Origin of the sequence: Paraburkholderia sp. BR10882 (assembly GCF_040948855.1) — a bacterium.
Classification (GTDB): domain Bacteria; phylum Pseudomonadota; class Gammaproteobacteria; order Burkholderiales; family Burkholderiaceae; genus Paraburkholderia; species Paraburkholderia nodosa_A.
Genome location: NZ_JBFPKP010000013.1, coordinates 17,709 through 38,884 on the forward strand (window position 1 = coordinate 17,709; position 21,176 = coordinate 38,884).

At 65.4% G+C, this 21,176-nt stretch carries 19 protein-coding genes; 5 read left to right on the top strand and 14 right to left on the bottom strand.

Annotated elements, in window-relative coordinates:
- Nucleotides 1-37: 37 nt before the first annotated feature.
- Genes AB3X99_RS27675 through AB3X99_RS27690 form a run of 4 tightly spaced genes read right to left on the bottom strand, consistent with a single transcriptional unit; the run spans nt 38 to nt 4,731 of the window.
- Complete coding sequence (locus AB3X99_RS27675; RefSeq protein ID WP_368618717.1) at nt 38-1,024, bottom strand: ABC transporter permease; 987 nt, start codon at nt 1,022-1,024, stop codon at nt 38-40.
- The gene (locus AB3X99_RS27680) at nt 1,021-2,001 is read right to left on the bottom strand and encodes an ABC transporter permease (RefSeq protein ID WP_069265918.1); all 981 of its coding nucleotides are present in this window, start codon (nt 1,999-2,001) and stop codon (nt 1,021-1,023) included. The genes AB3X99_RS27675 and AB3X99_RS27680 overlap by 4 nt, the downstream gene beginning before the upstream one ends.
- The gene (locus AB3X99_RS27685) at nt 1,998-3,566 is read right to left on the bottom strand and encodes a sugar ABC transporter ATP-binding protein (protein ID WP_368618718.1); all 1,569 of its coding nucleotides are present in this window, start codon (nt 3,564-3,566) and stop codon (nt 1,998-2,000) included. Before AB3X99_RS27685 ends, AB3X99_RS27680 begins: the two co-directional genes overlap by 4 nt.
- 37 nt (nt 3,567-3,603) lie before the next feature.
- Nucleotides 3,604-4,731: a sugar ABC transporter substrate-binding protein gene (locus AB3X99_RS27690; protein WP_069265916.1), complete on the bottom strand. Its 1,128-nt coding sequence runs from the start codon at nt 4,729-4,731 to the stop codon at nt 3,604-3,606.
- A gap of 389 nt (nt 4,732-5,120) precedes the next feature.
- Here AB3X99_RS27690 and AB3X99_RS27695 point away from each other — a divergent pair, with 389 nt between their 5' ends.
- A complete protein-coding gene (locus AB3X99_RS27695; protein WP_368618719.1) occupies nt 5,121-5,864 on the top strand; it encodes a FadR/GntR family transcriptional regulator in 744 nt (247 codons plus the stop codon).
- A gap of 4 nt (nt 5,865-5,868) precedes the next feature.
- On the opposite strand, the gene AB3X99_RS27700 is transcribed toward AB3X99_RS27695, so the two are convergent.
- Genes AB3X99_RS27700 through AB3X99_RS27710 form a run of 3 tightly spaced genes read right to left on the bottom strand, consistent with a single transcriptional unit; the run spans nt 5,869 to nt 10,417 of the window.
- The gene (locus tag AB3X99_RS27700) at nt 5,869-7,503 is read right to left on the bottom strand and encodes a methyl-accepting chemotaxis protein (protein ID WP_368618720.1); all 1,635 of its coding nucleotides are present in this window, start codon (nt 7,501-7,503) and stop codon (nt 5,869-5,871) included.
- A gap of 15 nt (nt 7,504-7,518) precedes the next feature.
- Nucleotides 7,519-7,827 (bottom strand): hypothetical protein, encoded by a 309-nt coding sequence (locus tag AB3X99_RS27705; RefSeq protein ID WP_141710729.1) that lies wholly within the window; start codon nt 7,825-7,827, stop codon nt 7,519-7,521.
- Between the two features lie 46 nt (nt 7,828-7,873).
- Nucleotides 7,874-10,417 (bottom strand): EAL domain-containing protein, encoded by a 2,544-nt coding sequence (locus AB3X99_RS27710; protein ID WP_368618721.1) that lies wholly within the window; start codon nt 10,415-10,417, stop codon nt 7,874-7,876.
- Nucleotides 10,418-10,669: 252 nt separating this feature from the next.
- Here AB3X99_RS27710 and AB3X99_RS27715 point away from each other — a divergent pair, with 252 nt between their 5' ends.
- The gene (locus AB3X99_RS27715) at nt 10,670-11,242 is read left to right on the top strand and encodes a helix-turn-helix domain-containing protein (protein ID WP_368618722.1); all 573 of its coding nucleotides are present in this window, start codon (nt 10,670-10,672) and stop codon (nt 11,240-11,242) included.
- 16 nt (nt 11,243-11,258) lie between these two features.
- A complete protein-coding gene (locus tag AB3X99_RS27720; RefSeq protein WP_368618723.1) occupies nt 11,259-11,795 on the top strand; it encodes an N-acetyltransferase family protein in 537 nt (178 codons plus the stop codon).
- A gap of 15 nt (nt 11,796-11,810) precedes the next feature.
- Here AB3X99_RS27720 and AB3X99_RS27725 read toward each other — a convergent pair whose 3' ends face one another.
- From AB3X99_RS27725 to AB3X99_RS27755, 7 genes are all read right to left on the bottom strand, one after another.
- Nucleotides 11,811-12,593, bottom strand: a complete 783-nt coding sequence (locus AB3X99_RS27725; protein ID WP_368618724.1) for an alpha/beta fold hydrolase — start codon at nt 12,591-12,593, stop codon at nt 11,811-11,813.
- Between the two features lie 17 nt (nt 12,594-12,610).
- The gene (locus AB3X99_RS27730) at nt 12,611-13,633 is read right to left on the bottom strand and encodes a helix-turn-helix domain-containing protein (RefSeq protein ID WP_368618725.1); all 1,023 of its coding nucleotides are present in this window, start codon (nt 13,631-13,633) and stop codon (nt 12,611-12,613) included.
- 217 nt (nt 13,634-13,850) lie between these two features.
- Nucleotides 13,851-14,651 (bottom strand): ethanolamine ammonia-lyase subunit EutC, encoded by an 801-nt coding sequence (gene eutC, locus AB3X99_RS27735; RefSeq protein WP_368618726.1) that lies wholly within the window; start codon nt 14,649-14,651, stop codon nt 13,851-13,853.
- Nucleotides 14,648-16,045: an ethanolamine ammonia-lyase subunit EutB gene (locus tag AB3X99_RS27740; protein WP_368618727.1), complete on the bottom strand. Its 1,398-nt coding sequence runs from the start codon at nt 16,043-16,045 to the stop codon at nt 14,648-14,650. The genes eutC and AB3X99_RS27740 overlap by 4 nt, the downstream gene beginning before the upstream one ends.
- Nucleotides 16,046-16,065: 20 nt before the next feature.
- Nucleotides 16,066-17,499 carry an ethanolamine permease gene (gene eat / locus AB3X99_RS27745; RefSeq protein ID WP_368618728.1) on the bottom strand — a complete coding sequence of 478 codons (1,434 nt, stop codon included), beginning with the start codon at nt 17,497-17,499 and terminating at the stop codon, nt 16,066-16,068.
- A gap of 170 nt (nt 17,500-17,669) precedes the next feature.
- Nucleotides 17,670-18,695, bottom strand: coding sequence for a M23 family metallopeptidase (locus AB3X99_RS27750; protein WP_368618729.1), 1,026 nt, complete (start codon nt 18,693-18,695; stop codon nt 17,670-17,672).
- Between the two features lie 713 nt (nt 18,696-19,408).
- The gene (locus AB3X99_RS27755) at nt 19,409-19,537 is read right to left on the bottom strand and encodes a hypothetical protein (protein ID WP_256094806.1); all 129 of its coding nucleotides are present in this window, start codon (nt 19,535-19,537) and stop codon (nt 19,409-19,411) included.
- Between AB3X99_RS27755 and AB3X99_RS27760 the strand changes: the two genes are divergently transcribed.
- Nucleotides 19,536-20,252, top strand: a complete 717-nt coding sequence (locus tag AB3X99_RS27760; protein WP_368618730.1) for an ABC transporter permease — start codon at nt 19,536-19,538, stop codon at nt 20,250-20,252. The two genes, AB3X99_RS27755 and AB3X99_RS27760, sit on opposite strands and share 2 nt — an antisense overlap.
- A complete protein-coding gene (locus AB3X99_RS27765) occupies nt 20,249-21,172 on the top strand; it encodes a glycine betaine ABC transporter substrate-binding protein (protein WP_368602433.1) in 924 nt (307 codons plus the stop codon). The genes AB3X99_RS27760 and AB3X99_RS27765 overlap by 4 nt, the downstream gene beginning before the upstream one ends.
- Nucleotides 21,173-21,176 lie beyond the last annotated feature (4 nt).

Consider the following 21,176-nt stretch of genomic DNA (forward strand, 5'->3'; position numbering starts at 1 on the left):
ATGGATTGAGCATGAAGCGGGGGCTCGCCCCCGCGCCCTAGACTTCGCGCTTGCTGCGCCCGTACAGCAGCAGCATGGCCGCGATCACCACGCCGTAAATGATCTGCCGCCCCGCCTCCGGCATCTGCGCGACCGAGAGAATGGACTGCAGCAGCGTGATGAGGATCGCGCCGGCGACAGTGCCGAGGTACGACCCGCGGCCGCCCAGAATGGAGGTGCCACCCAGCACCACCGCCGCGATCGCGGGCAGCAGGTAGGCGTCGCCCATCGACTGCGCGGCCTTCGACGCATAGCCCGCGAGCAGCACGCCGCCGAACGCGGCGAAGGCGCTGCACACCGCAAACGCGGCCACGGTCACGAGCCGCGTATCGATGCCGGAAAGATACGCCGCGCGCTCGGTGTTGCCGATCGCGTACAGCGTGCGGCCGAAGGTCGTGCGCGAGAGCAGGAACATCGTCGCGGCCCCGATCACCACCCACAGTGCCACGGCATTCGGCACGCCCGGCAAGAGCCAGCCCGCGGCGAGCCAGCGCATGACGAGCGGCGCGGAATCCTGCGGCGACGATCCGCCCGTATAGACGATCATGATGCCCTGCGCGACCGCGTTGGTCGCGAGCGTCGCGATCATCGAAGGAATACGCAGGAGTGCGACGAGAATGCCGTTGACGATGCCGATCAGCACGCCGCAGCCAATGCCGACCGGAATCGCGAGAATCTGCCCGAGTTCGCCATGTCCGGCGACGGCACAGGCCATCATTGCGCCCACCGTGATCGTCCACGGCAACGAGAGGTCGATGTGGCCGAGCAGAATCACCATCATCAAGCCGGTGGCGATGATGCCGAGAAACGCGCCGACCTTCAGCTGCAGCAGGATGTATTCCGGCGACGTGAAGTTGCGCGAATACATCCCGCCGACGAGCAGCAGCGCAACGATGCACCCGAACGAGATCAGGATCGGCTTGTCGATCCTGCGCGTGAGCCTCGACACGAAGGTGGTGCGGGTGCTTGCAGAAACGCCGCTCATTGGAACCACTCCAGACGGTTGCGCACGCTGAACAACCCGCACGCGCCGATCGCGACGGCAAGCAGCAGAATCACGCCCTGGAATAGCGGCTGCCAGAGCGCGTCGACGTTGAAGACGAACAGCAGGTCGCCGATGGAGCGGAACGCGAACGCGCCGAAGATCGCGCCTATCGCGCTGCCCTTTCCGCCGAGCAGCGACACGCCGCCGATCACCACGGCGGCAATCGAAAAGAGCGTGTACGAGTTCGCGCTGCCAAGGCTCGCTTCGCCGGTGTCGGTGAAGAAGGTCAGAAACAGGCCGCCGATTGCGGCGAGCAGGCCCGCCAGCGTATAGCTCGCGAACTTGGCGCGACGGATCGGCATGCCGGAGAGGAAGGCCGCGGGTTCGGAGGAGCCTGTCGCATACGCCGCGCGGCCCACCGCCGAGCGTTTGAAAGGAATCCAGACGATCACCACGGTCGCGATCAGGATCAGCAGACTCGCCGGCACGGCGCCCGCGACCTTGCCGGTCAGGGCGTCGGCGAGATCTTCGTTGATCGTGCCGCCGGGCACGGGGCGCAGCAGCAGCGCCAGCCCGTAAAACACGGCGCCGGTCGCGATCGTCGTCACGATCGGCTGCAGGCGGCCGAAAATGATGATCACGCCGTTGAGCGCGCCGCACAGCGCGCCCGCCGCGAGCACGCCGACGATACCGAGCGCGCTGTGCAGCGCGTCGCCCGTGACGATCCACGAGGCGATGCAATTCGTCAGCACGAGCATCATGCCGATCGAGAGGTCGATGCCGGCCGTGAGCACGACGAGCGCCTGCCCCATCGACACCAGCGCGAGCAGCACGGCCTTGTTCGCCGCGGTCTGAAACACGTTCGCCGATAAGCTCGACGGATAGTTGACGAGGTAAATCGCGAACATCAGCACGAACAGGCCGAACGCGAACACCGTTCCGCGATTTTCCGCATACCAGTAACGCAGCCCGCTCATGGCGCGACTCCCGTGGAAGACGAACCCTGCGCAACCTGTCCGACTTGTCCAAGCGGCAGGTCCAGTGCGCTCGCGATCAGGTTCTGTTCGGTGATCGCCGGCCCGACGAGTTCCTTCTTGATCCTGCCTTCGTACAGCACGAGCACGCGGTCGCAGCAGCCGATCAGTTCGTCGTAGTCGGTCGAATAGAACAGGATCGCGGCGCCTTCGTCGGCGAGGCGCCTGAGCAGCTGATAAAGCTCCTGCTTGGTGCCCACGTCGATGCCGCGCGTCGGGTCGCTGAGGAGCAGGATTCTGGGCTTGCGGATCAGCCACTTCGCGATGACCACTTTCTGCTGATTGCCGCCCGATAAAGAGCCCACGGGCGCGTCGACGCCGTGCGATTTGATCGCGAGAAGCTCCATCATCCGGTCGACGAAGGACTGCTGGCGGGTGCGATCGATTACGCCTGCGGTCGACATGCGATCGAGCGCGGCAAACGAGAGGTTCTCGCGCACCGACATCGGCAGCATCAGGCCTTCAGTCTTGCGGTCCTCCGGTATCAGCGCCATGCCGATTCCCTTTGCGCGCGCGGCAACGGGGCTGCCGATCGACACGGCCTTGCCGTCGATCTCGATCTTGCCCGCGCAGCCGCGCAGCACGCCGAACAGCGCGAGCAACAGTTCGCGCTGCCCTTGCCCGTCGAGACCTCCCAGCCCGAGAATTTCACCGGGCTGCAGCGAAAAGCTGATGCCCTGCAGCGTGTCGCTCCACGCGAGATCGTGACAGGCGAGCACCGGCGGGCGCTCGGCCTTTTCCGCGGGTTTGTCGGGGAAGACATGCTGGTACTTCCGCCCGATCATCATTTCGATGACCTCATTATCCGAGCGCGTGCCCGCCTCGAAGCTCATCACATGACGGCCATTGCGATACACCGTGCATTCGTCCGCGAGCGCCTTCACCTCGTGCATGCGGTGCGAAATGAAGAGCAGCGCGAGCCCCTCTTCGCGCAGCCGCTTGAGCACCTCGATCACGCGCGCCACGTCGGCGGCGGTCAGCGCCGAGGTGGCCTCGTCGAGAATCAGGATGCGCGGTTCGTGCGCGAGCCCCTTGGCCAGCTCGACCATCTGCTGGCGCGACAGCGGCAGGTCGCGCACTTTCGCGAGCGGGTTGATGTCGGCCGCGCCCGCGCGGGCCAGCGCTTCCTCGGCCTGGCGGCGCTGGGCCCGGCGGTCGATCATGCCGAAGCGGCGCGGCGGGTTCGACGCGAAGATGTTGTCGGCCACGCTCAGGTCGGGGATCAGCGACAGCTCCTGATACACGCAGACGATGCCCGCCGCATTCGCCTCGGCGGGCGAGTCGAACGCGACTTCACGGCCTTCGAGGTGCATCACGCCCTCGTCCGGCTGCACCACGCCGGACATCACCTTCAGCAGCGTCGACTTGCCCGCGCCGTTCTCGCCGAGGATCGCGTGAATGCGGCCTCGGCGCACCGCGAGGTCCGCATGATCCAGCGCCACCGCGCCGCCATAGCTTTTCGACACGCCAGACATCTGAAAGAACGGCTGCCCTGCATCCTGCTGCATGCTTCGCCTCCCGTCACGTCACGTGGCAATCACGCGGTCACTGGTTGCCCTGGCTCTGCTTCATGATTGCCTGGGCGGAGAAGTTGATGCCGCAAGTGGGAAACGAGTTGCCCACGAAGAAGTTGTCCGACTCGTTCGGGAAATAGTTGGTGCCCGCCTTCAGCATCGAATCGTCGGTGACGTCCAGCGGCAGCTTGATCGCCACGGGAATGGTCTGTCCATCGAGCGCCGCGAGCGCCGTCTTGATCGCCACGGCCACCTGCGCGGGACCGGTGCCCGCCGACGTGCACTTCAGACCCTGGGCGCCGTACTGCGCGCAGAACTTGCGAAAGCCGTTCTCCGTCTCGCCGCCGAACGGCACGAACGGATGTTTCGCATCGATCATCGCGCGCACCACCCCCGTGTCGCCGCCCTGCGCCGAAATACCGTCGAAATGGCCCTGCACGGCGATGGCGTCGGCGGTGGCCTTCTGCGCGACCGCGTCGTCCCACTTGCCGTAGACCTGCACGACGTTCCACTTCTTGCCGGTCTCGTCGAGCGTCTTCGTGAAGCCGTTGTGCCGATCGGTGTCGACCGAGGTGCCAGCCACGCCGCGGACTTCCAGCACCTTGCCGCCGTTGGGCACATGAGTCGCGAGCCACTTGGCCCACAGCACGCCGAGCCCGTACTGGTCGACGTCCACGTTGATCGCGTCTTCGCTGTCGAGCGTATTGTCGAACGCGACCAGCACGACGCCGGCTTTCTTCGCGCGGCGGATCGCGGGTCCGAACGAGGCGGGATTCTGCGCGTCGACGATGATCGCGTCGTAGCCGGCGTCGATGAAGTTGTTGACGGCCGAGATCTGCGCGGGCACGTCCTCGCCCGTCGAGACGACCTTGAACTCCTTGAGCTTGGCGGCGACGGCCGGTTCCGCCGTATAGGCCTTGGCCGTCTTGATCATCTGGATGCGCCAGGTATTGGCGATGTAGCCGTTCACGAGCGCGACGCGATACGGCCCGCTCTTCTTTGGATACTTGATGAATTTGGTGTCGGTCTTCCAGGGGACCATGCACGTTGGGTCGCTGGACGGGCCGGAAACGATCGATGCCTGCGCGAAAGCCGCGCCTGCGCACAGCGCCATTGCCGCGGTCGCCGCCGCTCGAAGCACCTGGATTCCTGAAAGCATGTTGTCTCCTTTTTGTCGGATAGAACTTACTGATTGCCGGCACACCGGGTTCGTCGGGAATGGCCGACACCGTGTGCGTGACGCAGGGAATCTTGCTGGATGTGCTGCAGCGGGACTGGACCGGACGCGCCGGACCAGCGGAATGACCTCTTCAAAGGCGTCCCCTCGAAGCAAAACGACGGGCATGCGTGAACGCCTCCCCGTCTGACAGTACTGGCATACCAATCCGCGCGCGATAGTGGTTTACCACTGGACCCGGCGCAGGCCCGATTGGCCGGCAATCGGGCGGAAACCCGCGCCATCCGTAAGCTTGGCGGCGCGGGAACTGGTGTACCATTCTGCGAACTTCAACCGCCGCCCGGCGGCTTCGACGCTTTCGAGAATCCTGGATGGCCGATCTTTCGCACACGCCAACCGGTCGTGCCGCCGATGCGGACGCAACCGACCGCTCCTACGTCGGCCTCGCGAAACAGATCTACGACCTGATCGCGGCAGGCGACGTCGGGCGCGCGCCGGGCGCGCCTCGCGCCCGTCTGCCCTCGGAGCGCACGCTCGCCGAGCGTTTCGGCGTGAGCCGCACACAGGTGAGAGAGGCGATCATTGCGCTCGAAGTGCAGGGCGTGGTCGAGGTGCGCGTGGGGTCGGGCATCTATGTGGCCGACGCGCAGGAGGCGCGCGCCATCGCGTTCGAACTGCCGCGCGCGCCGGGCCCGATCGAGACGCTGCGCGCGCGCGAAGTGATCGAGAGCGGGATCGCGGCGCTCGCCGCGACCGAACGCAAGGATTCGGACCTCGACCGCCTGTTCGCCGCGTTGCGCGCGATGCGCGAAACCATGGACGACAAGGCCGCGTACGAGGCCGCCGACCGCGAATTCCATCTGGCGATTGCGGGCGCGACCGGCAACGACATGCTGCGGCACGTGGTGAGCGCGATGTGGGACAACTCGCGCGCCGACCCGTTGTGGAAAAAGATCGAGGAGCACTTCCATACGCCCGCGTTACGCGCGGCGTCGCAGGAAGATCATCAGCGAATTTTTTCGGCCATCATGGCGCGCGACGCAGAGGCCGCGCGTGCGGCGATGCAGGCGCATCTCGCACGCGTGATCGGCGAGTTCACGCAGGCCTGGCGTTAGCCGCTTATGCCGCCGCAGGCAGCGCGCTTTCCTCGTGCGCAACCGCCAACGGTGTCACGGGCGGCGTCACGGGCAGCGTGTCCGCCGTCTCGCTCACGCGGAAAGTCGCCACGGCCTCGGCCATCTGGCTCGCCTGCTGCTCGAGCGACTCGGCGGCCGCCGCCGCCTGTTCCACGAGCGCCGCGTTCTGCTGCGTGACCTGATCCATCTGACTCACCGCGGTCTCGACCTGCTCGATGCCGGCGCTCTGCTCGACGGTGGCCGAGGCGATCTCCTTCATGAGGCCCGACACCTTGTCCACCGAAGCGACGATCTCCGCCATCGTCGCGCCCGCCTCGCCGACGAGCGAGCGGCCATTGCGCACATCGTGCACCGAGGCGTCGATCAGCGACTTGATCTCGCGCGCCGCGGAGGCACTGCGCTGCGCGAGCATGCGCACCTCGCCCGCGACGACGGCGAAGCCACGCCCCTGCTCGCCCGCGCGCGCGGCCTCGACCGAAGCGTTGAGCGCGAGAATATTGGTCTGAAACGCAATGCCGTCGATGATGCCCGTGATGTCCGCGATCTTGCCCGAGCTGCGGCTGATCTCCTCCATCGTGTCGATCACCTGCTCGACCACGCGTCCGCCGCGCTGCGCGACATCCGCAGCCCCCGTGGCGAGTGCGCTCGCGGCGTTCGCATGCTGCGCGTTCTGGCGCACGCTCGACGTGAGCTGCTCCATGCTCGACGCCGTCTGCTCGAGCGACGCAGACTGCTGTTCCGTGCGGCTCGACAGATCGAGATTGCCCGCGGCGATTTCGCGTGCGCCCGTGTTGATCGCATCGCAGCTCGATCGCACGCTGCGCACCGTGTGGCTCAGGCCTCCCTGCATGCGCCGCATCGCGCCGAGCAACTGGCCGATTTCGTTGCGCCCGCCACCTTCGATGTGGACCGAGAGATCGTTCGCGGCAATCTGGTTCAGCACTTCCACCGCCTCTTTGAGCGGTGCCGTCACGAGGCGGCGCAGCGCCATGTGGGTCGCAACGACGAGCGCCAGCGCGCCCAGCAGGCCCACCGCCACCATCGCCATCACCCAGTTGTGCTCGCGCACGGACTGGTCGAGCGTCGCGCGCGTGGCAGCATCGGCGTTCGCGCGCAATGCGGCCACGCTCGCCGAAAACTGCGTGTTCGCATTGGCGACATCCCCGGCGGCCAGCGTGGCATAGGTTGTCGTGTCGCCCGATTCGAGCGCCGTGGCCGCGCGCTGCAGCGACTGCGCGAGTGCGCTCCACGCGCCGAGCAAGGTGTCGCGCTGCTGGGCCGCATCAGCGTCGAACGGTGCGCTCTCGCGCAACGCATTGCTGCGCGTCGAGGCTTGATCGAGGAGATCGCGTGCTTCCTGCTGCGCGTGCTGTTGTGCTTCGGCGGCGCCTTTCTCCTTCTCGGCCTGATAAGCACGCGCCAGCGCCGTTTGCGCAAGCGCCGCGTCCTCGCGCAAGGCGAGCGCGAGCGCGTCCTGGCGCGCAACTTCGTGGATGAAGCGCGCCGAATCGTCGGCGCGGCCGATCATGAGGACACCTACCGCTGCACCCACCACAAGCATCGCCGCAAAGGTGCAGAGCACGAGCAGCAGCCCTTTTCGAATCGTCAGATTTCGCATTACCTTATTCCCGCGTCAGGGCCTCAACATGGTTGGCACTGCATCGCTGCCCAGCCGGGCCAGCAGCATGTTCGCCTGTTCGATCAGCGTGGCGCGGTATTCGCTGGGCAACAGCACGTCGTCGGCCACGGCCATCGCTTCGGCAAGCTGCGCGCGAAACGCGAGGAGGGTGCGGTCGATCTGCGCCGTGGACAGTTGCGGCAGCACCGCTTCAACGAACTTTGTCATCACCACCACACTCGCGCCGAAGCGCGAGATGGCCTTGCCATGCGCGCTCACTAGCGCGGTCATCGAGTTCAACAACATCTCGTCACTGGTGCTCACGGAACTCTCCAGATACTTCGGCTAAAGGGAAAAGAGAAGGCGGCCTTCAGCCAGCCACGCACGCTTCGAGCGCGCGCGGCATCAATTCAGCCGGCGCGGGACGCGCAAGCAGGAAACCTTGTGCGCGGTCGCAGCCGATCTCGCGCAGGAACTCGAGTTGCCGCGGCGTCTCGACGCCCTCGGCTACCACCGTGACACCGAGCGTGCGCGCCATCGCGACGATCGCGCGCACGATCGAGCGGTCTCGCGCGGCGCTTTTCTTCACACGCGGCGACATCCCCGGCCCCGGTTCGGCCATGTCCGCGAGGAACGACCGGTCCACCTTGAGCGTGTCGACCGGCAAGGACTGCAGATACTTGAACGACGAATAGCCGGTGCCGAAGTCGTCGATCGCGAGGCTGATGCCGCGCGCCGCGAGTTCTTGCAGCAACGCTTCGATACCGCCGCGGCCCGACGTCATCGCCATGCTCTCCACGAGTTCGAGTTGCAGGCGCGTGGCTGGCAGGCCCGTTTCGCTGAGTAGGGTCGTGAGCTGATGCAGAAAGCCGTCGTGCAGGCATTGCCGCGCCGAAAGATTCACGCTGATACGGCCGAAGTCGAAGCCCTCGTCCAGCCAGTCGCGCGCCTGCCGGCAGGCCTCGCGCAGCACCCACGCGCCGAGCGGCACGATCAATGAGGATTCCTCGGCAATCGGTATGAACTGGTCGGGCGGCACGAGCCCGCGGCGCGGGTGCTGCCAGCGCACGAGCGCCTCGATGTTAACGAGCGCCCCGCTCGCCACATCGAATTCAGGCTGATAGTGGAGCACGAGTTCGCCAGCTTCCAGCGCGTGGTGCAGCTCGCTTTCGAGCACGATGCGCTCCATTGCCGACGACGTCATCGGCGCGGCGAAGAAGCGGAAGTTGTTCTTGCCCGCGTCCTTGGCCTCGTACATCGCGCGGTCGGCCTGCATGAGCAGTTGCCGAGGATCGTGCGCGTCGTCCGGATACATGCTGATGCCGATGCTCGGCGTGACGAACAGCAGTTGCTCGCCGATGTGCATCGCGGCGCCCACGCGGGAGAGCAGCCCTTGGGCGATCTGCCCGACATGACGAACGTCTTCGATATCCTCGATCAGCAGTGTGAACTCGTCGCCGCCGAGGCGCGCCACCGTATCGGTCTCGCGTACCGCTTCACGCAGGCGCGTGGCAATCACGGTGAGCGCCTCGTCGCCCACGCCGTGGCCCATCGTGTCGTTGATGAGCTTGAAGCGGTCGAGGTCGAGGAACATCACGGCGACGCGCTTGCCCGAGCGGCGTGCGCGAGCGAGCGAGAGCGTGAGGCGCTCCGTGAAGAGCGTACGATTGGGCAGGCCCGTCAAGGCGTCGTGCGTCGCGAGGTAGCTCAGGCGCTCCTCGGTCTCGCGGCGCTGCGTGATATCCGCGAAGATCGCGGCGTAATGTGTGCAGCGGCCGCTCGGGTCGCAGATGCTGGAAATCGTCAGGTATTCCAGGTAAAGCGCACCGTCCTTGCGGCGGTTCCAGATTTCGCCCTTCCAGTGGCCGTTCTGCTGCAGGCTGCGCCAGAGCGCGCTGTAGAACGCCGCGCCCTGGCGGCCCGAGTTGAGCAGGCTCGCGTTGCGCCCTAGCGCCTCGTGCTCCGTATAGCCCGTGAGCCGTGTAAAAGCGGGATTCACGCGCTCGATGGTGCCGTCGAGGTCGGTGATCATCACACCATCGAGCGTCGATTCCACCACCTGGTCGGCGAGGCGCAGGTTCGCGCGCGAGGCGAGCAGCGCGTCGTCGCGCTCGCGCAGCGCCAGCTGCAGCTCGCGCACGAAGCCGTCTTCGATGTCGTGCAGGATATGCGAGAGGTCGAGCAGGCCCGCGAGACGCCCGTCTTCGCCGATCACGCCCACGTGGCGCATGCGGTGTTCGACGAGATACTGACGCGCCGCATAGAGGCTTTGCGAGTGCGCAAGCGAGCGCAGCGGCCGGCTCGCGCGCGCCCCGACCGTGCCGTCGAGCGCGCCGGCCGCAGCGAGGCGCACCACGTCGCGCTCGGTCACGATGCCGAAGTCGCCTTCGGCATAGCTCACGACGAGCGCGCTCAGACGCCGCGCACGCATGCGCTGCATGGCTTCGTGCATGGACATGCGCGCGTCGACCACGAGCGGCATCGCCGCGTTGACCGAGCCGACCGTCTTCAGCCGCAGAAAGCACTCGAGCCCCTGGTTCATGACCAGGTCGGTTTGCGTGACGATGCCGAGCGAGCGGCCCGCCTGGTCCACCACGAGACAATGGCGGATGCCCTCGCGCTTGAAGCGCAAGGCGGCGTCGCGCAGGCGCGTGCTCGCAGGCAGCGCGCGCACTGGATGGCTCATGGCATGGCGGATGGGTAGCGCGAGCGCGGCGGCGTCTTCGCCCAACGCGAGCGCGTCGTGCTCGGTCCAGATGCCAACGGGCCGCCCCATTTCGGTAATCACGATGGCGCTATAGCGCCGCTCGCTCATCATGCGCGCCGCTTCGCGAATAGGCAGGTCTGGCCCGCAGGCAAGCGGCGGCCCTGAAAGTAGCTGCCCGATTTCCAGGTCCAGCGTGTGGTGTTGCATTTGCGCCCCGAACCGCACTGCGATGTCTTTTGAGATAGCGGGAAGCTAACAGCGGGCTGGAGGCCGTCAATTGACGAAAATCAAGGTTTTGGCCGCCGAGGATGACGCAAACGTTTGCGCATCGGCTAACCGGAATATCAGGGCGGCATCATGTGTCGCACGCCTGCGACAAACTTGATGCGCATAAACTTTTTCTATGTGCAATCGCACAATCTAGTTTACTGGAGGAATGAATCCATTAAACTGGACAACATGGATATCCACACCAACATCGCCCGCCGTCTGCGCGAACTGCGCGACGCCAAAGGCTGGTCGCTCGAAGCGCTGGCCGAACGCAGTTCGGTGAGCCGCTCGAACATCTCGCTCATCGAACGCGGCCAAAGCAGCCCCACGGCCGTCGTGCTCGACAAGCTCGCTACGGCACTCGGCGTCTCGCTCGCGTCGCTCTTCGAGGCGCCGGGCGACGATGTGCGGCAGGCCCCTTCCCCGCACGCCGCGGCCCGCGAACAAGCGTTCTGGACCGATCCCGAGTCGGGCTATGTGCGGCGCAATCTCTCGCCGCCCGCATGGTCGCCCATCCAGCTCGTGGAAGTGCACTTTCCGCCCGGCCAGCGCGTGGCCTATGACACGAGCCTGCGCGACGCGGAGATTCATCAACAGGTTTGGGTGATGGAAGGCGTGATGGAGATGACGGTGGGCGAGCGCCTGTGGCGGCTCGAAACCGGCGACTGCCTCGCGATGCGCCTGGATTGCCCTATCGTTTATCGCAATCCCACGAAGGAGCCGGCGCGTTATGTCGTCGCGCTCTGCAGGATCACTAATTAACCGGGTTCACCTTCCCATGAGCGAAGCCATCAAGGTACGCCGCCTCACCGCCGAACAGGCGCAAACCTGCGCGAGCGCGCTTGCAGACCTACTCATCGACTGCGTCGAAGGGGGCGCTTCGGTGAGCTTCATGCTGCCGATTGCGCGCGAGACGGCGCTCGCGTTCTGGCTCGGCGTGGCGCAAAACGTGGCGCGCGGCGAACGCATTCTGCTCGCGGCCGAAGACGCGCAGCAGCGCATCGTGGGCACGGCGCAGCTCGTGACGGCGCAGCCGGAAAACCAGCCGCATCGCGCCGATGTCGCCAAGGTGCTGGTGCACCGCACCGCGCGCGGACAAGGTGTGGGACTGCGCCTCATGCTCGCGATCGACGAGGCGGCAAGGCAGGCCGGAAAATCGGTGCTCGTGCTCGACACCGTGACGGGCGGCGCGGCCGAACGGCTCTATGTGCGTGCGGGGTGGGAGCGCGTGGGCGCCGTGCCGAATTACGCGCTAATGCCGGACGGCGCATTCTGCGGCACCACGTTCTATCACAAGCAACTGCTGAGTCGGTGAGACACCGCCGGTTCCTCACGCGCCTCGTTCTAGCCTATTGCTGATGGCGCGCGCGAGGCCATCCGGATTGTCGTATGCCATCATGTGCTCGGTATTGGCAACGAGTTCGACGGCGCAGCCGGCTTGCTCGAACTGGGCAATTTCCTCACTCGCAGCCGTATCCGGAAGAATCACCCCTTTATTCGAACTCAGCCTCGCGAAATCTTCGAGCCAATTTTCCGCGTTATCGTCCAGCGCGGATTTTGCCCATTGGTAAATGGCATGAGGCGATGCGACGGCAAACGGCCCCAGCCAGGCGTCGTTGCCGCCCGCCGCTTTTAACTGCGCCAGAAGCTGCGAAACCCCTTCCGCGACGAATTGCGCTTCAGTCATCGACGTGATTTCCGACAACATCGCTTTGCCGTACTCGTTCAGACCGGGCGCACATAAAATCACGCTACCCTCGGGGACCGCCAGGCGCTTTGCGAGCTTCAGTGCGATGAACGCCCCAGCGCTATGACCGAAGATATTCGCCCGCGTGAAATGCTCGCTCGTGACGAGGTTTGAGATGACATTCGCCTGGGCATCCGAAGTATAGGTTCCGTCCTCTGGCTTATCGCTGAACCCCGCTCCGATGAGATCGATGAGGAGCGATCGGCGTTTCGAGTACGAATGTGAACCCACTACCAGTGGGTAATCGCTGCTGGACGCACAACCCAAACCATGAACGAAGAGAAGCGGCTCGGACGAGTTCGTGGCGGAATATAAATCCACGTAGCGAAGGACGTTCTCCCTGTCATCGATGGCAAATGAATTCATAGTCTCGTCCAGGAAATTCAAGGCATTGCCACCGCGCGCAATGCCTCCGAAGGCCGCATGCCGAACATGCGCCGGTAATCGGTGGCGAACTGGCTCAGATGCCAGAAGCCCCAGGCCGCCGCAACGTCCTGCACCGAACCGGCCGCGCGCCCGCACAGGTCGCGGCGAGCGCCGTTCAGACGCAGCGCGCGCAGGTAGGTTGCGGGCGCCATGCCAAGCACGTCCTGAAAGCAGTACTGGAGCGTGCGCCGGCTCACATGCAACTGCTCGCAAAGCTCCGGCACCCCGACTGGCCGTCCGCGATGCGCGAGCACATAGTCTCGCGCCTGCGCCACGATCCAGCGGCGTCGCGATGCGGGTTCGGCAACCGCACCCTCACCCTCACTGCCCGCGCAGGCGTCGAATAGCGCGGCGAGCACTTCCGCCTGCAATGCATTGCGCTCGACGTTCGAAAGCGGTGAGACCGGCACGTTCTCATGCGCCTGGCCGCCATCGTCGAGACACCTCGCGAGCCGTGCACAAAGGCGCTCGATGCACGCAGCGGCCGCCTGCACGACAGGCGCACCCGTGAGACGTTCCTCGAGCGCCGTACGCTCGACCGTGGCTGCGTAGTGGCGCAGCACGTCGCCGCGCACGACCACGCCGTAGATCGAAAATTGCGCCGGTGTGAGAAGCTCGAACTCGACGTTGCCCGGGCGCAGCGCAAACGCCTGCGCGCCAAAGGCCTGCGCGTCGATACGCGCCGCGCCTTCGCGCGCAACCGGTATGCCGAACCACCAGGCGTCGCCGCGCACTTCGCACGCCTGGCGCAGCGTATGGCTCGTGGTCTCGCGAAACACCTTCATGGTGTCGAGCGGCAGCTCCGTGAGCGTGCCGACGAAGCGGCCCGCCGCGAGCTGGTCGTAGGTCTGCCGCCATCCCACGAGGTTGCGCGCCTGCTCGTCGGCGTCGTGCGCGACGCTAACGACGGTGCGGGCGCCATGCGCGCTGCATTGCGCTTGGCCTGCCGTGGCTTCGGTTCGCTCTGCCGTTTCGTTCATGATTGCCTCCCAGCACGCACTTGCTTCGATCGATCGTCGAGTGATGCAAGAGTCGGGCCAGCGACAACGGTATGCGCAATGGCCATGCCGGGCGCCGCGCTGCTCCACGGCGGCGCAATGGCGGTTAGCGGAGTGCTCAATCCCTGCGCAAGAGGCAGCACCGCCGGGTGCGTCGCCGGCTTCGATGGTTGCAGCCGATGCAGCCGCGTGTGGCCCGTCACGCAGACGTGATCTGCCCACGCGCACCGATGCCCGGCAGCGTCGCGTCGCTATCGTCCTTCAGCCCGACGCCGGTCAGCCCGAGCCGCCGCGCGTGCGTGAGGAGGTAATGGAGCTTGTGCGCGGCCGCCTCATACGGCAGCCCCTCGGGACGCACGTTCGAGATGCAGTTGCGCTGCGCGTCATGACAGCCCACCTTCGGCGCGTAGGTGAGATAGACACCGAGGCTGTCTGGCGAACTCAGCCCAGGCCGCTCGCCGATCAGCATGGCCACGAGCTTCGCGCCCAGCAGCTCGCCGATCTCGTCGCCAAGCGCCACGCGTGCCTGGCGCGCGACCACCACTGGGCCGATGCGCCAGTCCGCAAGACGCGCGCGAACCGCGAGGAGCAGCGGCGCGGCCTGTTTCGCGGCAGCGATCGCCGAAAGGCCGTCGCCGATCACGAATACGACTTCAGGCGGCTCCTCATGCGCTGCAGTGGCCGAATCCGCCGCTTCGACCAACGCTGCCCGGCTCGCCTCCGACAAGCGCCGCCCGAGGTCCGGCCTGCGCAAATAATGCTGCCGGTCCGGCGCCGCGCTTTCCACGCCGAGCGTGGCGAACCCTTCGGCTTCGAGGGTGCGCCGCAATGCTTCGGCGTCGAGCGGGTGATGCACGGCGTCGCGCGCCTGCGCGTGCGAGAGATTGAACGCGAGCAGCGGCGCCGTGGGCAAGCCGCTGCCCGCGCGCCCGAGCGCGATGCGCGCGTTCGTGAACGCCTTGAGACCGCCCCACGGGTTCTTTTCGACGGCGTCGCTCATGCGTCGATCCCCATCCATTCGTGCGCGCCCGCGAGCAGCGGCACGCGCGCGGAGCCCGGCAGGAGCGCGCCTTTCGCGTCGACGATCTCCATGGTCTCCAGCCACTCCTCGAACTCCGGCGCGCGGCGCAGGCCGAGCAGATCGCGCACATAGAGCGCGTCGTGAAATGAGGTGCTCTGGTAGTTGAGCATCACGTCGTCAGCGCCCGGAATGCCCATGATGAAGTTGACGCCGGCCGCGCCCAGCAGCGTGAGCAGCGTGTCCATGTCGTCCTGGTCGGCTTCGGCGTGGTTCGTATAGCAAATGTCGCAACCCATCGGCACGCCTAGCAGCTTGCCGCAGAAGTGATCTTCGAGACCCGCGCGAATGATCTGCTTTCCATCGTACAAATATTCGGGGCCGATGAAACCGACCACCGTATTGACGAGAAACGGCTCGAACTTGCGCGCGACCGCATAGGCACGCACCTCGCAGGTTTGCTGGTCCACGCCGTAGTGCGCATTCGCCGACAGCGCGCTGCCCTGCCCCGTCTCGAAGTACATGAGGTTGTTGCCGACCGTGCCGCGCTTGAGCGAGAGCGCCGCCTCGCGCGCCTCTTTTAAAAGCGCCAGCGAAATGCCGAAGCTCGCGTTCGCCTTTTCCGTGCCCGCGATCGACTGGAACACGAGATCGACAGGGGCGCCCTTTTCGATCGCCGCGATCGTGTTGGTGACGTGCGTAAGCACGCACGATTGCGTGGGCACGCGGTAGCGCTCGCGAAATCCGTCGATCATCGCGAGCAGCTTCACGATGGCCGCCAGGCTGTCCGTGGCGGGATTGATGCCGATCATCGCGTCGCCGCAGCCGTACATCAGGCCGTCGAGCATCGAGGCGGCGATGCCCTTCACGTCGTCGGTGGGGTGGTTAGGCTGCAGGCGCACCGACATGCGGCCCGGCAGCCCCACGGTGTTGCGAAAGCGCGTGACCACGGGGCGCTTTTTCGCCACGGCGATCAGGTCCTGATTGCGCATGAGCTTCGACACCGCCGCGACCATCTCGGGCGTGAGGCCCGGCGCCAGGCATTCAAGCGCCTCGGTCGTTGCCGCGCCGGAAAGCAGCCAGTCGCGAAAGTCGCCCACGGTGAGGTGCGCGACGGCTGCGAACGCGGCTGCGTCGTGATCGTCGACGATCAGGCGCGTGACCTCGTCGTCTTCATACGGCACGAGCGCTTCGGAAAGAAACACCTTGAGCGGCACCGCGGCGAGCGCCATTTTCGCGGCCACGCGCTCCTCTTCGCTCGCCGCCGCCACGCCCGCGAGCTGGTCACCCGAGCGCAGCGGGCTGGCTTTGGCGAGCAGCGTCTTGAGGTCCGCGAAGCGGTATGTGCGCGCGCCGATCGACTCCGTATAGTTCATGCGTTGGACTCCTGCAAAGCTCACTCCTCGAGCAGCCCCTCGGCGGGCACCACCTCGCGCTGCGTGCGCGTGGCAAGGAAATATGCGTAGCCGAGCGCGAGAAACGCCACGAACACCCCCGCGACCAGCGCATTGAAATACACCATCGTGCCGAGGCAAACGAGCGCGGCCACGAGCGCGAACGCCGGGAAAAGCGGGTACAGCGGTGCGCGAAACGGCCGGTCCATGGCCGGTTGCACGCGGCGCAGCCTGAAGAGCGCCGCCATGCTGACAATGTACATCACGATCGCGCCGAACACCGACATCGTGACGATGTTGGCCGTGAGCGTCTGCCCGCCGAACTGGATCAGCTCGTCGCTATAGATCGCGGCGATGCCCACCACGCCACCCGCAAGGATCGCGCGATACGGCGTCTTGAAGCGCGGATGGATTTTCGCGAGCCACGCGGGCAGATAGCCTTCGCGGGCCAGCGCGAAGATCTGCCGCGAATAGCCGAGGATGATGCCGTGAAACGAGGCCACGAGACCGAACAGCCCGAGCCAGACGAGCATGTGCATCCAGCCGCTGTGCTCGCCGACGATGAACTTCATGGCTTGCGGCAACGGGTCGTTGATATTCGCGAGTTTGGTCCAGTCTCCCGCGCCGCCCGCGAACACCATCACGCCCACGGCAAGCGCGACGAGCGTGAGAATGCCGGCCACGTAGGCGATGGGAATCGAGCGGCGCGGGTTCTTCGCTTCCTCGGCGGCCATGGCCACGCCTTCGATCGCGAGGAAAAACCAGATCGCGAACGGGATCGCGGCGAACATGCCATGAAACGAACCCAGCGAAAAGTGATCGTTGCCCGACCAGCCGCCCTTCACGAAGTGGGTCCATGCGAAGCCCGGCGACACCACGCCCATAAACACGAGCAGTTCGAAGATGGCGAGCAGCGTGACAATCAGCTCGAAAGTCGCGGCGATCTGCACGCCCACGATATTGAGCGCCATGAACACGAGATACGCGCCCATGGCCGCGTGTTTGGGCTCGAGCCCGGGGAACTGCACGTGCAGGTACGCGCCGATGGCGAGCGCGATGGCGGGCGGCGCGAACACGAATTCAACGAGCGTGGCCGCACCCGCGAGATACCCGCCGGTCGGCCCGAACGCGCGGCGGGCGTAGGCGAAAGGACCGCCCGCATGCGGAATGGAGGTGGTGAGTTCGGTAAAGCTGAAGATGAACGTGGTGTACATCGCCGCGACGAACAGTGCCGTGACGACGAAGCCGAGCGTGCCGGCGCTGGCCCAGCCGTAGCTCCAGCCGAAGTACTCGCCCGATATCACGAGGCCGACTGCGATGCCCCACAACTGCCACGTGCCGAGCGTTTGATTGAGCGCCGGCGCACCTGGCTTGCCCGATGATGTACCGACTGTCGTGCCAATTGCAGCGGGGCGTGCGTTCGACTCGCCTTGCATGGTTGTCTCCCTCTGGGTGGCCCGGGCGGCCGGCCCTGGCCGCCACGGTTGAGTGGAACCATGCTATTGAGTCATTAATCGACGTGTTATCGAAAATCGGCAAATCGTGGCTGCGGCGCAGCACAGGCCGTTTTGGCCGCTTCCTTGCGGCAGCCTTTCGCGCGTTGTGCCTAGAGCAGCGGGTCGATCAGCGCGACCTGCCGGGCGAAGCGTTGCTTGTCCTCGCCCAGCAAGGGATCGCGATGCGGAAGGTCGACGGTGAGCGGATCCTGCGCGACCTGATCCACGTGCACCTCATAGTGCAGATGCGGGCCCGTCGCCCAACCCGTCGCGCCCACGTATCCGATCACCTGTCCCTTGCTCACCGTCTGCCCGACCTTCAAATGCTTCGCAAAGCGCGAAAGGTGGGCGAAGGTCGTGGAGTACGGGCCGAAGTTCTCGAGCTTCACGACCTTGCCGTAGCCCGTCTGCCAGCCGGCGAACGTCACGGTGCCGCGCGCGGTCGCGTGAACGGGCGTGCCGACGGGCGCCGCGAGATCGACACCTTCGTGCGGCTGCACGCGATGCGTGACCGGATCGAGCCGTCGCAGCGAGAAATACGAAGACACGCGCGTAAACTTCACGGGATAGCGCAAGAACGACGGCGCGGCGGCGTGACCGTCTGCGCAATAGTAGAACGCCTTGCCCGCAAGGTTCCGGTAGAGAAAGAGATCGTGCGAGACGTTGCCGTTCGAAATGCGGATCGCGACAGGCGTGTCGTCCGGAGACGATGCGTTTTGTGACGCGCCGGCGTTCGCAGGGCTCACATCGTCTGTATCTCCTGCGTCGCTCGCGCCATTCGCGCCATCCGCGCCGTTTGTGTCATTGCGAAACACGAAGCGGATCTCGCTGCCACGCTGCAGATCGCGCCGGAAATCGAGCCGGCCCGAGAATGCGCGCGCAAGCCTCGCCGTCGTCGCTGCATCCACGCCGAGACGCTGGGCGGCTTCGGAAAAGCTGTGTTCGATCACAGCGGTCTCCACGCGAAACGCGGGCTCGCTTTCGCTCGCAGGCGTCGCGCTGGCCGCCTGCGACGCCGCATCTTGCGCCGGCGCCGCGGACGTCGCCGTCGCCGCGTCGGCAAGCGGATCGTCGGTCGCAATGTTCGCGTGCCGATGGGCGAGCCACGCGGCGCTCGTCAAACCGATTGCGGACACAACGATGAGTCTGCCCGCGAGGCCGGGGGAGGCCGCTATTGCACGAAATGCCATGAATCGAATGACGGATTGAAGAGCAGAGAAATGCGAACGCGCGCCGCGCTTCTCGATGTGAATTCGGAAGTGAGATCGATGGCCGCATCGCTGAATCGGCGAGCATCGATGATGCGAAGGGGTTCAAAATAAATGTCGTTTCTTAAACGAAACTTAAGAAAGCCAATGAGCGCCCAATGAGCGGAACATTCTGCCGCAGTGACTATTTCTGTCACTTTTTAAACGGGAAATACTACCGAAATATTTTAATCGGATACCTGATTAATTCCCGGAAATGACATACCGAATAAAGCAAGCGATTGCCCGTCAACTCGCGATCGTTCCCCACGGTAGACGCACCTAATCGAATGATCTATACTCATCTCGTTTCGATCACCACGAAGTCGTTCTCGTGCGCATTGAGATACAGGGTCCACGCTAAAGGTCCACTGCGTCGCAAGCGCCATTCAAGCGGGCCTCCGGCCCTCGCGTAGCGGCCCAAAACCGCCGCATCCAAGCCGCCAAAGGCGGTTTCCTGCTCCAGCGCGCATCGATCTGCTCGGTGCCGTTGAGCTGAACATGACAACCAGAAGAACGCGAGAAGCGCGTTCGTATCACTGCCGCCACGTAGCTAACGTGCGTGGGCGGACTGGTTTTCGTTCGTTTTCTGGTCCGTAGTTTTAGTCGGTTCCAATCGCGGCCATGCCGGGATCACGAACTTCCTTCGCGGCGCCTTGAGCATCCTCATCGGCGTCCCCGCTGCGCAGCGTTGCGCCGCGCGGCACAAAAACAAGGAGGCGTACCTTCATGACTCGACGCTCTGCCCTGCTCGCGGGCAGCCTGATCGCCCTTGCCGTCATCGCGTGGGCACTCTCACGCGCCATCGGCGCCGATACGTGGCACAGCCACGCAGGCGACCTCGCCTACTACACTGGGCGGCACCTGCTGCTCGTCGGCTATTCGATGGCGCTCGCCATGGTCGTCGGCGTACCCGCCGGTGTGCTGCTGAGCCGGCCCCGCTTCGTGCGCCAGGCCGAACGCTTCATGCAGATCTTCAACGTGGGCAACACGATCCCCTCGCTCGCGGTGCTCGCCATTGCACTCGGCGTGTTCGGCATCGGCGACGTTCCCGCGATCGTCGCGCTCTTTCTCGCGTCGCTGCTGCCCATCACGCGCAATACGTATGAAGGCGTGAAGAACGTGCCGGCCGCGCTGCGCGAAGCCGCGCGCGGCATCGGCATGACGGGCTGGCAGTCGCTCACGCGCGTGGAATTGCCGGGCGCGCTGCCCATCATCGTGGGCGGTGTGCGCACCGCGCTCGCCATCAACGTGGGCACGGCGCCGCTCGCCTATCTGATCGGCGCCGACAGCCTCGGCTCGCTCATTTTCCCCGGCATCTATCTGAACGATCAGCCCTTGCTGCTGCTCGGCGCCGCGTTCACGGCCGCGCTCGCGCTGGTGCTCGACGGCGTGGTTGCCGCCGGCAGCCATCAGTGGCTCGCGCGTCACGGAGGGCTCGCATGATGCTCGCGTCACCGTTCAAATCTCTGCGCCGCTTCGTTCAGGCCTGCCTGATCGGCACGGCGCTCGTCGCCGCCGCCACACCCGCATTCGCACAGCCCAAGCTCGTACTGGGCGCGAAGAACTTCACCGAGCAATACGTGCTAGCCGAAGTCACCGCGCAATACCTGCGCTCGCGCGGCTATTCCGTGGAGGTGCGCTCCGGCCTTGGCAGCACGCTCATGCGCAGTGCGCTGGAGAACGGCCAGTTCGACCTCGTCTGGGACTACACGGGCACGGCGGCACTCGTCTACGACAAGCTGACGGAGAAGCTTTCGCCCGAAGCGATGTACGAGCGCGTGAAGGCGCTCGATGCGCCGCGCGGTCTCGTCTGGCTCAATGCCTCGCCGCTTAACGACACGTATGCATTAGGTTTGCCAAGCAAATTCGCCGAGGAAACCGGCATCACCACGGTCTCGCAGCTTGCGCAAAAGTTGAAGACGGACCCCGACGCGAAGCGCTACGTGTTCGGCATGGACGCCGAGTTCGCGAATCGTCCGGATGGTCTCAAGCCCCTGCTCGCCACCTACGACATGAGCTTTGACCGCTCGCAGATGAAGCAGATGGACCCCGGCCTCGTCTACACGGCGCTGCATAACAACCAGTTGAAGATCGGCCTCGTCTACACGACCGATGGCCGCGTGAAGGGCTTCGGCATCGTGCCGCTCGAAGACGACAAGCACTTCTTCCCGCCGTACAACGCCACGCCCGTGGTACGCAAGGAAGTGCTGGAGCGCAATCCCAAACTGGCCGCGCAGCTCAACGCGCTGTCCGCCGCCCTCAACAACGACGCGATGCAAGACATGAACAAGGCCGTCGATCTCGACGGCAAGTCCGCCCAGCAAGTCGCGGCGGAGTTCCTGCGCACGCATACGCTCCCCTGAAGGA

Bases quoted from the DNA above. Each gene is read 5' to 3' on its own strand.
- AB3X99_RS27675 (WP_368618717.1), bottom strand. From the start codon at position 1,024: ATGAGCGGCGTTTCTGCAAGCACCCGCACCACCTTCGTGTCGAGGCTC.
- eat (WP_368618728.1), bottom strand. From the start codon at position 17,499: ATGCAAGGCGAGTCGAACGCACGCCCCGCTGCAATTGGCACGACAGTC.
- AB3X99_RS27710 (WP_368618721.1), bottom strand. From the start codon at position 10,417: ATGCAACACCACACGCTGGACCTGGAAATCGGGCAGCTACTTTCAGGG.
- AB3X99_RS27730 (WP_368618725.1), bottom strand. From the start codon at position 13,633: ATGAACGAAACGGCAGAGCGAACCGAAGCCACGGCAGGCCAAGCGCAA.
- AB3X99_RS27715 (WP_368618722.1), top strand. From the start codon at position 10,670: ATGGATATCCACACCAACATCGCCCGCCGTCTGCGCGAACTGCGCGAC.
- AB3X99_RS27680 (WP_069265918.1), bottom strand. From the start codon at position 2,001: ATGAGCGGGCTGCGTTACTGGTATGCGGAAAATCGCGGAACGGTGTTC.
- eutC (WP_368618726.1), bottom strand. From the start codon at position 14,651: ATGAGCGACGCCGTCGAAAAGAACCCGTGGGGCGGTCTCAAGGCGTTC.
- AB3X99_RS27760 (WP_368618730.1), top strand. From the start codon at position 19,536: ATGACTCGACGCTCTGCCCTGCTCGCGGGCAGCCTGATCGCCCTTGCC.
- AB3X99_RS27755 (WP_256094806.1), bottom strand. From the start codon at position 19,537: ATGAAGGTACGCCTCCTTGTTTTTGTGCCGCGCGGCGCAACGCTGCGC.
- AB3X99_RS27725 (WP_368618724.1), bottom strand. From the start codon at position 12,593: ATGAATTCATTTGCCATCGATGACAGGGAGAACGTCCTTCGCTACGTG.
- AB3X99_RS27740 (WP_368618727.1), bottom strand. From the start codon at position 16,045: ATGAACTATACGGAGTCGATCGGCGCGCGCACATACCGCTTCGCGGAC.
- AB3X99_RS27690 (WP_069265916.1), bottom strand. From the start codon at position 4,731: ATGCTTTCAGGAATCCAGGTGCTTCGAGCGGCGGCGACCGCGGCAATG.
- AB3X99_RS27765 (WP_368602433.1), top strand. From the start codon at position 20,249: ATGATGCTCGCGTCACCGTTCAAATCTCTGCGCCGCTTCGTTCAGGCC.
- AB3X99_RS27685 (WP_368618718.1), bottom strand. From the start codon at position 3,566: ATGCAGCAGGATGCAGGGCAGCCGTTCTTTCAGATGTCTGGCGTGTCG.
- AB3X99_RS27700 (WP_368618720.1), bottom strand. From the start codon at position 7,503: ATGCGAAATCTGACGATTCGAAAAGGGCTGCTGCTCGTGCTCTGCACC.
- AB3X99_RS27720 (WP_368618723.1), top strand. From the start codon at position 11,259: ATGAGCGAAGCCATCAAGGTACGCCGCCTCACCGCCGAACAGGCGCAA.
- AB3X99_RS27695 (WP_368618719.1), top strand. From the start codon at position 5,121: ATGGCCGATCTTTCGCACACGCCAACCGGTCGTGCCGCCGATGCGGAC.